This window comes from Metabacillus niabensis, from assembly GCF_020524345.1.
GTDB lineage: Bacteria > Bacillota > Bacilli > Bacillales > Bacillaceae > Metabacillus > Metabacillus niabensis_B.
Genome location: NZ_JAIVLH010000016.1, coordinates 104,406 through 119,515, shown reverse-complemented (window position 1 = coordinate 119,515; position 15,110 = coordinate 104,406). Strand labels below are relative to the sequence as shown.

The following is a 15,110-nucleotide window of genomic DNA, read 5'->3' as shown; positions in this document are numbered from 1 at the left end:
AAAATTGATCGTACTAAAAAACAGCCTTCTATCATAGCAAGGCTGTCATAAAGACATCACATCGGGTGTTCTACTTTGACCCGTTTAATAAATAATGCAACCACTAAGCCAACAATCCCCATAATGATCGCAAATACAAATGCATCCTGAACACCTGCTGTGAAGGCAAGAAGCGGGTTTAGCGGATTTGCTTTATCTTCCACTGTACTCATAAATCCTTCTGCTCCTGACGATAAAATAGAAATCGCAACAGCTGTTCCAATTGCACCAGCCACTTGTTGTAATGTGTTCATAATGGCTGTTCCATCTGGGTATAATTCACGTGGTAATTGATTCAGACCATTTGTCTGCGCAGGCATCATGACCATTGAAACCCCAACCATTGTGATAATGTGAAGTGCGATAATGAAAGCCGAACTTGTTTCAATTGTAATCGTAGAGAAGCCAAACATCGCTCCAATTACAACGACTATTCCAATTGTCACCAGCCATTTTGGACCAAATTTATCAAATAGTCCTCCCATAACCGGCGAAAGAATTCCATTGATAATTCCCCCGGGTAAAAGGAGAAGACCTGCAGCAAATGTACTTAAAGATAAAGATGTTTGCAAGTAAAGCGGCAGTAAAATCATAGAAGAAAGAATAACCATCATACATACAACAACCAAAAGTAGTCCAATGGTAAACATCGGATACTTAAAAGCTCTTAAATTAAGAACCGGTTGCTCCATCTTTAATTGTCTTATTGTGAAAAACAGTAAGGATACTGCTCCAATAATCATGGAGACAATCACAGTTGCATTTCCCCAACCGCCCCCTTCTCCTGCACTACTAAATCCAAATACAATCCCACCAAATCCAAGCGTAGATAACACGATGGACAGGATATCGATTTTTGGTTTTGTTGGATTCGTTACATTTTGCATAAAGATCCATCCAAATATTAGAGCACCAATCAATAATGGTAAAGAAATCCAGAAAATCCAATGCCATGATAAGCTCTTAAGGATTAGACCGGAAATTGTCGGTCCAACCGCAGGTGCAAACATGATAACAAGACCAATGATTCCCATAATTCTTCCACGTTTATGTGGTGGTACGATCATAAGAATCGTGTTAAACATTAATGGAAGCAGCAAAGCTGTTCCAATTGCCTGCACCACACGTGCGATCATTAACACACTAAAGCTTGGTGCAATTGCAGCAATAAATGTCCCAATAATCGATGCTACAAGAGCTGTAATAAATAATTGTCTAGTGGTAAACCACTGCATAATCAATCCTGATACAGGAACTAATATTCCAAGTGTAAGTAAATACCCAGTCGTTAACCACTGTGCAGTTGTTTCATGAATTCCGAAATTTTCAATTAAGTTTGTTAATGCCATATTAAGAGCTGTTTCACTAAACAAGCCGATAAATCCAGCAACAACAAATGAGATGATAATTGGTACAACACGCAAATCGCTTGCTGCCACATCCCCTGTTTTCACTTGTGTATTACCCATTTCCATTCTGTTTCCTCCTACATACATCTCTCTCTTTTAATTTTTTAACAGCCACGATACCTGCTTTGCAATCACTCGTAAAGGATCACCATTTTGATATGTGCTTGACATAATACATGCCCCTTCTATCATTGCCGCGATCGTTATGCCTAATTCTTCTGTTCTCTCTTTATCACATCCATACTTTTCGAGAATATCAGCATATAATGATTGCCAATCCTTAAAAACCATTTCACACGCATGTCGAAGCTTCTCATGTGTTGAGGCTGTTTCTGAAGCTATTAATCCAATTGATAAGCCCTCTACACATTCTTTCTTATCAAAGACAGTAGCTATGTTATTTATATAAGATTGAAACGCTTCTGATGCAGAATTTCCACCACTTAAATCCTTCTCAGCTCCCCCCAACACAAGCTTTCTCATCACAGAAATTGCTTCTAACGCAATTTCTTCCTTTCCATTTGGAAAATGATAATAAATAGAACCCTTTGGAGCACCGCTTTCCTCGATAATTTGATTCAGCCCTGTTCCGTTATAACCTTGCCGTTGAAATAAGCGTGTTGCGCTTTGCAAAATTATGTCCTTTGTGTCCTGCCTCTTCTTCATATGATGCTCACCTCATAATTATAACAACCGGTCTAGAAAATAATATAGGAATTTATAAAATTAGTCAATTGATATGATGGCCTTTTTAGTATTTAAAAATGAAAAATAAACATAAAATTTCTAAATAAAGGAAGATAAATAAAAAAGACAGGATTTCTGATCCTGTCCTCTTACTTTTCCAAGTCATCCTTAATCGTCCTTAATTGTTTATTACTCTTTTTTAATCCAAATCGATACTTTTCCCCTTTTTCTATTTGTGTAACCTGTGAATCATGTACAGTAATTTGGACGGTACCATACTCAATGTTTTCTAATAAACTAACAATCTTATCAATTATTTCTTGATCGATCTTATTATTCGAAGACAACTAAATCCTCTCCCTTCATTAAACTAACTCGTAGAAGCATGTCTCCAAAGTCTATTTCATCCATGTATTTTTGAAGTGTTTTATCGTTTATTTTCTCAATACCAAGTATACCTATGTGATTTAATTACTTTATATCATATTATGTATCTCATACTAAAGCAATCACTTTTTTGCGAAATAATTCCTCGTTTTTTTTGAAACTATATTGAATGAAAAGACCAAACAGATTACTCGTTACAAACCTGTTTGGTCTTTTTTATTATTGCCCCAACGCCTCATCAACAAATTTATTTTCAATAACCTTCGATGTATCCAATTTCTGATCAATCCCTCCAACGGAATATAGGAAGTCTGCTTGCTCTTGATGTGCTTTAGCAAATTCTTCTGTTGTTGGAGACAAGATTGGCTCTGACTTCTCTAAGACCTTTCGAATAATTTCTTCGTCAACCTTTTGGGCCTCTGCTATTTCCTTGGAAACCCCATCGATATCCTCAACAAAATGCTGTAGAACTTCGTCATATGTTTTAAGGAATAACACGGTTAAATCTGGATGCTTCTCTGTAAACTCTGTTCTGGCAATTAAAAAGCTTGGGGCATTAATATTCAAATCTTCTCCCGTCACTAATTCTTCTGCACCTGTTTGAAACATGGCGGTAGTTGCATAAGGCTCCCAAATTGACCAAGCGTCAATTGAACCGTTATCTAGAGCTGGTCTTGCTTCATCTGGTTGAAGTTGAATGATCTCAATATCACTATCCTTTAACCCTGCATGATCTATCACCATATATAAGAAGTTAAATGCACTGCTCCCCTTCGCAACACCAATTTTTTTCCCTTTTAAATCAGCTAACTCCTTAATGGTGCTTCCTTTTGGTACAATGATCGAATTACCCTTCTTTCCATCGCTAGAGACACCAATGGCCTTAAAATCAACATTACCTGACTGTCCTGCAATAACTGGAGTACCTCCCACAGCACCAAAATCCAACCTTCCTGATGCAAGTGCCTCAAAATGAGGTGGTCCACTCGCAAACTCATTCCAGGTTACTTTAACCCCTACTTTTTCAAATGCTTTTTCAAAATATTGTTTCTCCCTTGCATAAGGCAGAATTCCTGTCTTGCCCTGAACACCAATGTTAACGACAACATCTTGGCTCTCCTTGCTTTGAGCTGCAACCTTAGAAGATGCATCTTTACTTGTTGAATTGCCGCATGCACTTAAAACAAAAAAGACTGCTATGAATGTTAACCCAATCATTATTTTCATTTTCCTTACCATAAACAAGACCACTCCCCACTTTTCATATATACTTACTCGGATTTAGAATAGGAAAATTCCTTTATTTAACCTTGGAAATTATCCTGCCACTTTAAAAGTCTTCGTTCAAAAATTCGAACAAACGAATCTGATACTTTACCAAATACAGCAAATATAATAATTCCCACAAACACAATAGCTGTTTGAGAAAACTGTCTGGCATCCATGATAAGATAGCCAACACCCTGACTGGATCCCATTAATTCCGCTGCTACTAAGGCCAACCAGGAAACACCTAATGATAACCTTAAGCCTAGCAATATATTTGGTAGTGCGGCCGGTAATATTAACAGGGTAATTTGCTTCCATCTACTAAACTCTAATACTTTTGCTACCGAAAACAGTTTAGAATCCACACCACGTATTCCAAGAAAGGTGTTTACGTATAAAGGAAAAAACGCTCCCTTTGCAATGAGTAAGATTTTTGATACCTCACCAAATCCAAACCATAATATAAACAAAGGGATGACAGCCAAGGTTGGAATGGTTCTAAGCATTTGTAGAGTAGGATCTACGGTTTGTTCAACACTTTGATTAAACCCAACGGCTAAACCCAGCAACAAGCCTAGTATCCCGCCTAATAAAAATCCTCCGATTGCCCTTAACAAGCTAATTTGAAAATGCGCAATAAGATCCCCTGTCATGACAAGATCCAGAAACGTCATAAATATGAAGGTTGGTCTTGGAAGCAATGTATCAGAAATGAGTCCAAATATCCCAGTTAACTCCCAAAGAACGACTATTAGTATAGGTAAGATCAATCCTTTCAATATACTACTTGCCTTCCCACGCTCTTTTTTCCTTTTCGCTTTTTTCTGATTCAATGTTTGTATTTTTTCTAAAGATAATGTTGATTGATTCGCCACTTATGATCCCTCCTCAAATACCTGCACTGTTTACTAATTCCAGCTCTTCCACCTTTTCAAATTCTCCTAATACAAGTTGACGGAACTCTTGGAAAACTCTTGTTGACTTCCTCCTTGGAAATGGAAGATCGATTGAGATAACATTTTGAATGGTACCAGGTCTTGCACTCATAATGACGACTTTGTTCCCTAAATATATAGCTTCATCTATGTCATGTGTAACAAAGATCATTGATGTCATTTCCTTCTTCCATATTTCCAGTAAAGCTTCCTGCATATGAGAACGAGTGAAAGCATCCAATGCACCAAATGGTTCATCTAGCAGGAGCACCTTTGGCTTTCTAAGTAAAGCTCTTGCAATGGCAACACGCTGGGCCATTCCTCCCGATAATTCTTTTGGAAATGCTTTTTCAAACCCTTCTAACCTAACAAGCTCCATTAACTTTTTAACACTCTCTTTTACTTCTATATTTTTCATTGATAAATTTCCTGCAATATTCTTCTCCACCGTAAGCCATGGAAACAATCTCGGTTCCTGAAAAATAAATCCCTGATTAATCCCAGCCCCAGTAACCTTATCCCCATCAACCTTTATGTCACCTGAATACTCTGTATCTAAGCCAGCAACGGCTTTAAGCAAGGTGCTCTTTCCACATCCACTTGGTCCTATAACCGTGATGAATTCACCTTGTTTTACATGTAAGGTAATGTCTTTAAGAACAATCAATTCCTCTTTTCCTTTTTCAAAGGATTTAGTAAGCTGATTTATTTCCAGTAATGACATGTTTATCTGCCCCCTATTTATACATTTATTTGATTAAAATGATTTGAAGGTCTTTGTAACCCAAGATGATCCCGTAAAGTTCGACCCGTGTATTCTTCTCTAAAAAGCCCGCGGTTCTGTAATTCAGGAATGACTAAGTCAACAAAATCTTCTAATCCTGCAGGTAAATATGGTGGCATAATATTAAACCCATCTGCAGCACCATGTTCAAACCACTCCTGCAACTGATCAGCAATTTGAATAGGGGTACCTTTTATTTCTCTATGTCCTCTTGCTCCTGCCACCCGCTGGTATAGTTGACGAATTGTTAAGTTTTCTCTATCACCCAAATTTTTTACAAGCTGAAATCTTGTTTTCGCTCCATTGATGTCCTTAATATCCGGTAAATCCGGAAGAGGCTCATCTACCGGGTAATTTGATAAATCATAGCTTATCAGCGCTGACAGTAATCCTACGCCAACTTTTTCAGGGATTAACTCAACTAGGTACTGTTTCTTTTCATTTGCTTCCTTCTCTGTTCTTCCAATGACAGGAAAAACACCTGGCATGATTTTTAACGATTCTGCTGACCTCCCATACTTCTTGAGACGCCCCTTTACATCCCGATAAAAATTCTGAGCCTCTCCTAATGTTTGCCATGCAGTAAAAATGACCTCTGCTGTCTTCGCAGCCAGTTCCTTTCCTGATTCCGACGATCCCGCTTGGATAATAACAGGATGTCCTTGCACTGGTCTTGAAATGTTCAAAGGTCCTTTAACTGAAAACCATTTCCCCTTATGGTTCAACTGATGTACTAGAGATGGATCAGCAAATCTTGCAGACTCCCTGTCTATTAACAATGCATGATCTTCCCAGCTATCCCACAGCTTCTTCACTACCTCTACAAACTCTTCTGCCCGTTCATACCTTACGCTATGCTCCAGATGATGATCTCTACTAAAATTTAAAGCTTCAGCTTCACTCGAAGATGTCACAACATTCCAAGCTGCTCGACCACGACTTAAATGATCAATCGTTGCAAACTTTCTTGCTAAATGAAACGGCTCATTATAGGTAGTAGAAGCTGTTGCAGTTAAACCTATATGGGTTGTCACAACAGATAAGGCTGAAAGTAAAGTTAAAGGATCCGGACGAACGTTGACCGTTTGCTCAATACCAATACCATCCCGATCGTGAACAGCATATCCATCAGCAAAAAAGAGCATATCAAATTTCCCACGTTCTGCTGTTTGAGCCAGTTTCCGATATAGGTCAAAAGATAAAACCTCATCTGTTTGACTCTCAGGATGTCTCCAAGCTGCAACATGATGACCTGGTATCATAAAAAATGCCCCTAAATTCATTTGACGCTTTTGTTTTGTCAATTCAATCATCTCCCTTTTTTTGTATAGAAAAGAGCAGCCTTCTTAAATGTTGAAGAGCTGCTCCAGTTTTCTGGTCACATTTGTTCTTAAGTTTTTAAATCGGCAACCTTTCTAGTTAATTCCCATTCTTACACCAAAACGACCAGGTCAAGAGTTAACCAATCGACTTTACTTTTTCTTTTCCTGCAAATATTCATTTTCAATTTCTGATAGAGTTAATTCATAAAGATGATGCTCTTCCTTCTTATATATTCCTAAATCTAATAACTGAATAATTAGTTTTTCTTTTTTCAATTCAACGGCTTCCTGAAGCTTTGTCATTCATCTAAACCTCCTTAGATCTTAAAATAGAAGTAAGACAAGAAACGCTTTTCGAAAAGAAATACAAAATAGACAAAATTAGATTAATTTAATAAACGACTCAAGACCTTTATTTAATCGTTGTTGCGCTTCTTCATTGATAACAAATTTGTTCTCCCCAGCTCGTTCTATTTGCTGATCGATTGTATATACACCATTTGTTATAGTAGTTGCTCCTAAAACTGAAAGCACAGGAATTAAAGCATACTGTATTGCTAACAGGTGTCCAAATGTTCCACCTAAAATCAGTGGAAGGATCACTTTATCTTCCAATCCTTTTTGTGGTAAAAGGTCAAGAAATGTCTTCAATATCCCTGAATAAGATGCTTTATAAACGGGAGTTAGAATGACTACACCTGTAGAATTTTTTACAATTTTATTTGCGCGAGTGATGGCTTCACTATCAAAATTAGCTTGAATTAGGTCTTCCGCAGGTAAAGTATGCACGTTAATAGTTTCATAATCTATCCCTTTTTCCTGTAACAAATTCGTTATAAAATCTAATATGCCGTTAAGACGAGAGTACTCATTTGGTGCCCCAACAATAATAGAAATGTTTGTCATGTGAATTTCTCCTTACGTGTTTTATTAAACCAAATTTCATTGACCATAAAATTCAACTTTGATCTTTCTGCCTAGACCTTCTATACTTTCATCAAAACCAATTTGCCTTCGGATTTCCGATCAGCAATCAATTTGAGCAAAAAAGGCTCTCGTCTAAGAAATGTTACTTAGTTTCGAGAGCCTCTAGTTTTCTAGTCAGCTAATGATTTATCTTCAGCTTTATTAATATTTTTGTATGATCCTAGTTTAGAGACTGTATAGAAAATAGCGACTATCCAAACTAAAGCAACCCCAATATAAATATATGGATAAACAGCATTATTCTCAATCCATGTGTGTACAATTGTTCTGGCATTCACTAAGATGATAAATCCACCAACAAGTACACCCATCAACTGTGCAGGAACCTTTTGTACCAACCAGGCTGCTATTGGCGCTGCAATAATTCCACCTATCATTAATGCTCCAACCCACAACCAGTTTACTTCTTCCCAACCTAATGAAATGAGGAATCCTAAAGTGGCTGATACCGCAATAGCAAACTCACTCGTATCAACCGTACCAACCACTTTACGTGCACTCATTCCTTTGCGGGATAGCAGAACCGGTGTAGCGATTGGTCCCCAGCCGCCACCACCTGTTGCGTCAGCAAAGCCTGCAATTAATCCCAATGGAATTGATTGCTTACGACTTAATTCAATTCCTTTCTTTTCCTCAGATGTTCGGAATTTAAATAAGAATCTTGTAAGTACATATACACCTAAAAGTAATAGAAATAGAGAAATATAAGGTTTGACTAAATCTCCGGGTAGATTACTAAGAAATGTTGCTCCTAGAAAGGCACCAATTGACCCTGGAATGATTAAACGGTAAACCGCTTGCTTATCCACATTCCCAAATTTTATATGTGATGCTCCAGACGCAGCAGTCGTTACGACCTCTGCCAAGTGAACAGATGCAGAAGCTACGGCTGGTGCGATTCCAAAAGTTAGTAAAAGCGTAGTGGAGGTTACACCATATGCCATCCCTAAGGCTCCATCAATTAATTGCGCAAGTAAACCGATAAATGCAAAAATGATTAACTTTTTCATAAAAAACACCCTTTCATTTTAAAAATAAAAAAGGCATAACCCACTATCTGATATGGGTTATGCCTTCGGTCGTCCGATCGGCTTTTTTATTTTATTTTTGAATTAATCTGATTATATTCCCTACTATTCCTACCTGTCAACTAGAAATTACTAAAAAAATATTATGAACCTTTCATTGCTTCTTTCTGAACTCTTTGTAAAAACTCCTGAACTACATCATGATTACTTTTTTGACTGCTTAATTTCATCATGGCTCTCCCGATGAAATTAACACCTTTGTTATATCCTTCATAGATAAATTTTGTTGTTTCTCCATCGACTTTTAAAAGGATGAAAGTTAATGATATTTCGAATGCTTTTCCTAATACAAAACGTATTTGTTTCTTCTTTTTGTCTTCTGTATTATCATAAGCTAAAGTTTCGACAATATAGGTTTCGACTCTTTTGCCTTCACGATATTTTTGCTGATGTTTTGCTCCTACTTCATGTTCCTTTTTTTCAATTAAAATATGTTCTTCGACTTTAGGCATGATTTTTTTAATATTTTCATCCAAAAATAAACTCCACACTTGTTCAATACTTTTATTGATTATGATTTCTTCTTTCCATTGAATCATTTCCCTTCCTCCTCACCAGATAACAAAAACTCATCGATCGCTTCCATTTGATGTTGAAGTTCTTCTATTTCCATCTTGATTTTATTTCTTTTTTTACGTAGTAAATTATCAAGATTTGCAAACGATTCATCCTCCATAACAGAGATCATTTCTTGAATCGTAAAGCCTAAGCTTCGTAATTTCCCTAACAGTGTTGCCAAAAAATAACTGCCATCATCATAGTATCGATAGTTATTTTTCGGATCTTTGTATGCCGGCTCAAGCAGCTTTACTTCCGCATAATACCGGAGAGTTTCTTTGCTTAGCCCAGTAAGCTTCGCAAATTCACTTATTTTATACATTTTTGTCCTCCCGAAACGATCATAAACTGTGTGGTGCACGACAGGGTCAATGTTTTTTTAGATACAAAAAGCCACCTCTTTAAGGTGACATCTATCCATATTAACTTATTATCATTTCTTCCTCATCTTCCCGTTCAACTATTTCTTTCGCAACTTGTTTTGCTGACTTTAATCTGGAGGGATCTTTTATAAAGTCACTGCCTTCCCAGAAAGGTGTATTCATTCCGCCCATGTATACAGCAGATACCTTTATAGAGGTATGTTCAAGTTCTTTTATAAGACTTTCACTAAAACCCCTCACCGCAAATTTGCTTGCTACATAAGCAGTTTCTCTAATTTTCCCGCGCAAACCTGCCGTAGAGATGATGTTCATAATTTTTCCTGTTTGATGTTTTAAAAATATAGGTAGAACTTCTTTTGTCATGAAAATTGTTCCTTTTATATTTGTATCAATCATCTGACTTATTTCTTCTACAGAAAGATCCTGGAGGTTTCCAAAATAACCGATTCCTGCATTATTAATAAGCATATCTATCTTCTCTATTCTTACAAGGCTCTCTATCAACTTTTTAACGGCTTGCCCATCGCTAATATCACACGTAGCGATGAGAGAAGAACCTTTCGTCATTTTAATCAAATCTTTTACATCATTTAAAGATTCCTTTGTTCTTCCAACTAAGATGATTCGGTCTCCTCTTTCTGCATATGCAAGTGCGAGTTCTTTTCCCAGTCCAGTTCCAGCACCTGTAATTAAGATTGTTTTCATTTGTTATCTCCATTCCACATTAAATAGAGAATACTTAAATAAAGATTCCCGCAATCGCTGCACTTAATAAGGAAGCTAACATTCCTGCTGCAACTGCACGAAGACCAAGTTTTGCAATATCAGGACGACGACTTGGAGCAAGTCCGCCTAACCCGCCTAAAAGAATGGCCATTGAACTTAAATTGGCAAAACCACAGAGTGCAAAGCTGACGACCATTACTGTTTTAGGTGTTAGTTGTTCGATCTGTGGTGCAAAAGAAGAGTAGGCAACAAATTCATTTAACACTAACTTTTGGCCGATAAAGCTTCCTGCCGTCACAGCTTCAGACCATGGAACACCGATAGCAAATGCTATAGGTGAGAATACAATTCCTAAAATTGATTCAAGTGATAGTGCTTCATAACCAAAAATTCCGCCGATTCCACCTAATATTCCGTTGATTAACGCAATTAACGCAATAAATGCAATTAACATTGCACCTACATTTAATGCAAGTGTTAATCCGTCTCCAGCACCACGTGCAGCAGCGTCTATAACATTTACAGCTTCTTTATCTTTTTCCATTTCCAATGATTTTGCCGTTTCCGGTTGTTCTGTTTCTGGGATCATTAGTTTAGCCAGAACCAATCCTGCCGGAGCTGCCATAAAACTAGCTGCTAATAAATATTCGAGTGGAACTCCTAATAAAGCATAACCGACAAGCACAGAACCGGCTACTGAAGCCAATCCGCCAGTCATAACTGCAAATAACTCTGATTTTGTCATTTTATCTAAAAATGGACGAATTACAAGAGGTGCCTCAGTTTGTCCTACAAAAATATTTGCAGCAGCAGACATAGACTCAGCTTTACTTGTTCCTAACAGCTTTGATAATCCTCCACCAATAATTTTAATAAACCACTGCATGATTCCTAAATAATATAGGACTGAGATTAAAGAAGAAAAGAAGATAATAATACTCAGAACTTGAAACGCAAAGATAAATCCTAATGGGGATTCCGCATTAGCTAAGGGACCAAATACAAACGTAAGCCCTTCACTTGCATAATTGATAATATCTTGAACTCTCATCGTTAACCATTCTAAAGCGGTTCTCCCTGCTTCCCATTTTAAAACAATAAATGCGAATAGAATTTGTATCGCTAAACCTCCAAAAATCGTACGATAATTGATTGCCTTCTTTTGGCTTGATAGTAGAAATGCAATTCCTAAAACGACTACGATTCCAAAAATTCCCCACAATAAATTCATGTTTATCACCTCAAAAATTTGTAACTTTTTATATTGTTTGCAGAAACATATGAAATAATAAAAAAATTTTCTCTTATCATCACAAACTTGTTGGACGTCGAACAACTAAATATAATTGAAAGCCCTTTCATAAAGTCCCACATACACATTATAAAGGTATGATGTCTAACAACTCAAGTGTTTTCCTACAAAAAGATGATTTTTTTGGTACAGAGGGACAGGTTCCGTGTCCCAAAAAATGAAAAAGGACGAGGTATACCCTCGTCCCTACTTAACTGCTCCATCAGAAATACCTTTAATGATATATTTCTGCAGAAACATATATACAACTATTATTGGAATAATACCGATAACTAATGCAGCTAAAGCCAAATGCCATTGTTTCGAATATTCTCCAAAGAAATAGAACATTTTTAACGGAATTGTATATAACCCTTCCTTATTTATTACTAGTGATGGTAGTAAATAATCATTCCAGAACCAAATTGCATTTAACACAATAACTGTGACAGTCGTTGGTTTTAACATTGGCAGAATAATATACCGGTAAACCTGGAATCGATTACACCCATCGATAATAGCCGCTTCATCCAATGCCTTCGGTATACCCCTTAAAGCACCAAAATATAAGAAAACAGCTAAGCTTGACCCTAACCCTAAATACATGATCATCAATCCTGCTCGATTTAACATATCGAATGAGCCAAAAATCGAAACTAACGGAATCATGATAGATTGGAATGGAATTAGCATGCATATTGCAAAGATAAAATAAATGACCGAGCTTGTTTTTCCCTGTCTACGCGATAGTGCATAAGCAGCCATTGAGGTACATATACAGATAAGAAAAATACTCACCACAGTAATGATGACTGAATTTATAAAGCTTTGAATAAAATCTAAAGCAGTAAAGGCTTCAGGGTAGTTGGCCAAGGTCCCCTCTGACGGAAAAGAAAGGGTATTAACAAAAATCTCAGCTTTTGTCTTAAACGAATTGACTATCACTAGATAAAACGGATAAAACCAAATGATTGAAAGTAATAGTCCAAGCAAAATAAATCCGTACGTTTTTGCTTTATTTTGTGCAATCATAAGTCAGTCTCCCTCTTTCTAGTCATGTATAGTTGGATCACTGAAATTGCCGTAATAATAAGCAGGAAAATAATCGCTTTTGCTTGTGCATACCCCATTTCTTGAACCTTAAATGCTGTATCATATATATTCATCGTAGCCATCTGAGTGGAGCTGAATGGTCCTCCTGCTGTTAACGCCATATTTTGATCATACACTTTAAATGCGTTGGATAATGATAGAAATAAACTAACCGTAAACGCCGGTGCAAGTAATGGGAATTTAATTCTCCAAAAACGTTGCCATACATTAGCACCATCAATTGTAGACGCTTCAATTAATTCATCCGGGATATTATTTAAAAACGAAATATAGATAATCATAATATAACCGCTCATTTGCCAGATAAATAGAATAACCAATCCCCAAAATCCTGTTTCTGTATCTGATAACCAGCCCTTAAAAAAATCTAAGCCGGTTAGCTCAGCTACCCCTTCAAAGGCTTTTAGGAATATAAACTGCCAAATAAACCCTAGAATAATCCCGCCAATTAAGTTCGGCATAAAAAACACTGTTCGGAAAACTGTATTAAATTTCCCCATTTTTTGTGTAACAAACAATGCTAAAAGCAAGCCAATAACATTAATTCCAATAACAGAGGCAATCGAAAATCCTCCTGTAAAAATCAGACTATATAAAAATTGATCATCTTTAAAGAGATTGATGTAATTCTCAAAACCTACGAATTCTTTCACTTGAAACCCGTTGTATTCTGTAAAGGAATAGTAGACACCTTGGAAAAAGGGAATTATTAATACAATAGCTAGAGCCGCTATACATGGAGCCAGAAATAGCCAGTAGGTGAGGTTTTTCATTTTCATTATGCTCACACCCTTTATATAAAATAGCGAATGGAATAAGGAATCATCATTCCCCATTCCATCCAGATCCAAAAATTAACGCATTTCCGTAAATTTCTCACTAGCTGTTTTTTCAAGATCTTCCCATGAAATATCCCCATTTAAATATTTTTGATATTCCGGGAAGAATGATGTTTGAGAGAATCCGCTTGGATATTGATTATGAGCCCATACTCTTGATTTTCCATCTAACAGCATTTGATAGACTTCTTTTGAGACAGGATCTGTTATACTGTCAATCTCATACCCTTCATGAGCAGGAATATATTTAAATTCTTCAACAATTTGTTGTTTTCCATAATCAGATGTATACATCCAATCAATAAAGTCCTTAGATGCCTCAACGACTTTCTCATCATGCTCTTTATTAATTCCCCAGAACCATGATGGACCAGCACTAATGTACCCGTCGGTATCGCTATCTACAAATAGTGGTAAAATACCTAATTTTTCTTTGGAAAATTCAGGGTCAATACCATCAAGTGATGGTACAATCCAGTTTCCTTGGTGGATAATCGCTACTTTATTGTTTGTGAAAAGTTCTTCAACAGATGTACTATAATCTAATGACAAAATTGGTTGTACATTATATTTGTTTAGTAAATCTGTGTACTCTTTCATTCGATCTCCATATTTAAATGTAAGCTCAGTAGCTTCATATGCAACTTGTAGATCATTATCAAATTCAGGCGCTGTAAAGTGATTTGAAAATTGACTCGTTACCCAATCTTCTTTCCCGCTGTATCCAAACACAGCTTCTAGACCAAGCTCTTCTTTTTTACTATCAATTGTTTCAACTGCCCTCACAAAATCATCATAGCTTGCAATCGATGCAGGATCTACACCGGCAGATTCAAAAATTTGTTTATTGATCATCCAGCCGAAGCCTTCAATATTTAATGGAATTCCATAAGGAGTCCCATCAACAGTCGAGCCTTGTAATGTTCCCTCAATAGCTGTTTTTGCTGATTCCATTTCAGAAACATCTAATAGATAGTTTTGATATTTTTCAACATCAGATAAACCGCCTAATAAAAAGATGGCCGGATCTTCATTTGATGAAAACTTTGCTTGTAAAGCTGAAGCAGCGTCTTGTCCGCCACCAACAGTTGTTAAGCGAATATCCACATCTTCATGTTCACTTTCATATTTCTCAATCATTGCTTCCAACTGATCTTTTGTTTCTACTTTTATATTAAAAACGTCAACAACAGTACCGGCATCACCCCCACTGCCTCCTGAAGAACAACCTGCCAACAATCCACCTACTAAAAGAGCTGTACCTAAACCTTTGATCATGTTCTTTTTCATAGT

General features: G+C 36.8%; 17 protein-coding genes. All 17 read right to left on the bottom strand.

The genetic code is table 11. The features are described 5' to 3' along the window. Positions 1 to 56: 56 nt before the first annotated feature. Entirely contained in the window at positions 57 to 1,508 is a 1,452-nt protein-coding gene (locus tag LC095_RS17805; protein WP_226529454.1) for a DHA2 family efflux MFS transporter permease subunit, read from the bottom strand. Between the two features lie 36 nt (positions 1,509 to 1,544). Continuing rightward, positions 1,545 to 2,114, bottom strand: coding sequence for a TetR/AcrR family transcriptional regulator (locus tag LC095_RS17800; protein ID WP_226529420.1), 570 nt, complete (start codon positions 2,112 to 2,114; stop codon positions 1,545 to 1,547). Positions 2,115 to 2,284: 170 nt separating this feature from the next. After that, the gene (locus tag LC095_RS17795) at positions 2,285 to 2,482 is read right to left on the bottom strand and encodes a YezD family protein (RefSeq protein WP_226529419.1); all 198 of its coding nucleotides are present in this window, start codon (positions 2,480 to 2,482) and stop codon (positions 2,285 to 2,287) included. A gap of 259 nt (positions 2,483 to 2,741) precedes the next feature. Beyond that, entirely contained in the window at positions 2,742 to 3,749 is a 1,008-nt protein-coding gene (locus LC095_RS17790) for an aliphatic sulfonate ABC transporter substrate-binding protein (protein WP_226529418.1), read from the bottom strand. Between the two features lie 77 nt (positions 3,750 to 3,826). Next, positions 3,827 to 4,666 (bottom strand): ABC transporter permease, encoded by an 840-nt coding sequence (locus tag LC095_RS17785; RefSeq protein WP_319005816.1) that lies wholly within the window; start codon positions 4,664 to 4,666, stop codon positions 3,827 to 3,829. A 13-nt stretch (positions 4,667 to 4,679) separates the two neighbouring features. Beyond that, the gene (locus LC095_RS17780) at positions 4,680 to 5,456 is read right to left on the bottom strand and encodes an ABC transporter ATP-binding protein (RefSeq protein WP_413467513.1); all 777 of its coding nucleotides are present in this window, start codon (positions 5,454 to 5,456) and stop codon (positions 4,680 to 4,682) included. An 11-nt stretch (positions 5,457 to 5,467) separates the two neighbouring features. Beyond that, positions 5,468 to 6,814 carry an LLM class flavin-dependent oxidoreductase gene (locus LC095_RS17775; protein WP_413467512.1) on the bottom strand — a complete coding sequence of 449 codons (1,347 nt, stop codon included), beginning with the start codon at positions 6,812 to 6,814 and terminating at the stop codon, positions 5,468 to 5,470. A gap of 168 nt (positions 6,815 to 6,982) precedes the next feature. Continuing rightward, the gene (locus LC095_RS17770) at positions 6,983 to 7,135 is read right to left on the bottom strand and encodes a Fur-regulated basic protein FbpA (protein ID WP_226529414.1); all 153 of its coding nucleotides are present in this window, start codon (positions 7,133 to 7,135) and stop codon (positions 6,983 to 6,985) included. Positions 7,136 to 7,213: 78 nt separating this feature from the next. Then, on the bottom strand, positions 7,214 to 7,738 hold the full coding sequence (gene ssuE, locus LC095_RS17765; protein ID WP_226529413.1) for an NADPH-dependent FMN reductase: 525 nt from the start codon (positions 7,736 to 7,738) through the stop codon (positions 7,214 to 7,216). 191 nt (positions 7,739 to 7,929) lie between these two features. Continuing rightward, positions 7,930 to 8,829 (bottom strand): sulfite exporter TauE/SafE family protein, encoded by a 900-nt coding sequence (locus LC095_RS17760; RefSeq protein ID WP_226529412.1) that lies wholly within the window; start codon positions 8,827 to 8,829, stop codon positions 7,930 to 7,932. Between the two features lie 161 nt (positions 8,830 to 8,990). Next, the gene (locus tag LC095_RS17755) at positions 8,991 to 9,446 is read right to left on the bottom strand and encodes an SRPBCC family protein (RefSeq protein ID WP_226529411.1); all 456 of its coding nucleotides are present in this window, start codon (positions 9,444 to 9,446) and stop codon (positions 8,991 to 8,993) included. After that, positions 9,443 to 9,787, bottom strand: a complete 345-nt coding sequence (locus LC095_RS17750; protein WP_226529410.1) for a MerR family transcriptional regulator — start codon at positions 9,785 to 9,787, stop codon at positions 9,443 to 9,445. Before LC095_RS17750 ends, LC095_RS17755 begins: the two co-directional genes overlap by 4 nt. A gap of 100 nt (positions 9,788 to 9,887) precedes the next feature. Further along, positions 9,888 to 10,553, bottom strand: a complete 666-nt coding sequence (locus LC095_RS17745) for an SDR family NAD(P)-dependent oxidoreductase (protein WP_226529408.1) — start codon at positions 10,551 to 10,553, stop codon at positions 9,888 to 9,890. 34 nt (positions 10,554 to 10,587) lie between these two features. Then, positions 10,588 to 11,805 (bottom strand): NupC/NupG family nucleoside CNT transporter, encoded by a 1,218-nt coding sequence (locus tag LC095_RS17740; RefSeq protein WP_226529407.1) that lies wholly within the window; start codon positions 11,803 to 11,805, stop codon positions 10,588 to 10,590. Between the two features lie 267 nt (positions 11,806 to 12,072). Continuing rightward, positions 12,073 to 12,897 (bottom strand): carbohydrate ABC transporter permease, encoded by an 825-nt coding sequence (locus tag LC095_RS17735; protein WP_226529406.1) that lies wholly within the window; start codon positions 12,895 to 12,897, stop codon positions 12,073 to 12,075. Then, positions 12,894 to 13,757, bottom strand: a complete 864-nt coding sequence (locus tag LC095_RS17730) for a carbohydrate ABC transporter permease (protein ID WP_226529405.1) — start codon at positions 13,755 to 13,757, stop codon at positions 12,894 to 12,896. The genes LC095_RS17735 and LC095_RS17730 overlap by 4 nt, the downstream gene beginning before the upstream one ends. 75 nt (positions 13,758 to 13,832) lie before the next feature. Beyond that, on the bottom strand, positions 13,833 to 15,107 hold the full coding sequence (locus LC095_RS17725) for an ABC transporter substrate-binding protein (RefSeq protein WP_226529404.1): 1,275 nt from the start codon (positions 15,105 to 15,107) through the stop codon (positions 13,833 to 13,835). Between the last annotated feature and the right edge of the window lie 3 nt (positions 15,108 to 15,110).

Bases quoted from the DNA above. Each gene is read 5' to 3' on its own strand.
- LC095_RS17805 (WP_226529454.1), bottom strand. From the start codon at position 1,508: ATGGGTAATACACAAGTGAAAACAGGGGATGTGGCAGCAAGCGATTTG.
- LC095_RS17800 (WP_226529420.1), bottom strand. From the start codon at position 2,114: ATGAAGAAGAGGCAGGACACAAAGGACATAATTTTGCAAAGCGCAACA.
- LC095_RS17790 (WP_226529418.1), bottom strand. From the start codon at position 3,749: ATGAAAATAATGATTGGGTTAACATTCATAGCAGTCTTTTTTGTTTTA.
- LC095_RS17770 (WP_226529414.1), bottom strand. From the start codon at position 7,135: ATGACAAAGCTTCAGGAAGCCGTTGAATTGAAAAAAGAAAAACTAATT.
- ssuE (WP_226529413.1), bottom strand. From the start codon at position 7,738: ATGACAAACATTTCTATTATTGTTGGGGCACCAAATGAGTACTCTCGT.
- LC095_RS17760 (WP_226529412.1), bottom strand. From the start codon at position 8,829: ATGAAAAAGTTAATCATTTTTGCATTTATCGGTTTACTTGCGCAATTA.
- LC095_RS17755 (WP_226529411.1), bottom strand. From the start codon at position 9,446: ATGATTCAATGGAAAGAAGAAATCATAATCAATAAAAGTATTGAACAA.
- LC095_RS17750 (WP_226529410.1), bottom strand. From the start codon at position 9,787: ATGTATAAAATAAGTGAATTTGCGAAGCTTACTGGGCTAAGCAAAGAA.
- LC095_RS17745 (WP_226529408.1), bottom strand. From the start codon at position 10,553: ATGAAAACAATCTTAATTACAGGTGCTGGAACTGGACTGGGAAAAGAA.
- LC095_RS17740 (WP_226529407.1), bottom strand. From the start codon at position 11,805: ATGAATTTATTGTGGGGAATTTTTGGAATCGTAGTCGTTTTAGGAATT.
- LC095_RS17735 (WP_226529406.1), bottom strand. From the start codon at position 12,897: ATGATTGCACAAAATAAAGCAAAAACGTACGGATTTATTTTGCTTGGA.
- LC095_RS17730 (WP_226529405.1), bottom strand. From the start codon at position 13,757: ATGAAAATGAAAAACCTCACCTACTGGCTATTTCTGGCTCCATGTATA.
- LC095_RS17725 (WP_226529404.1), bottom strand. From the start codon at position 15,107: ATGAAAAAGAACATGATCAAAGGTTTAGGTACAGCTCTTTTAGTAGGT.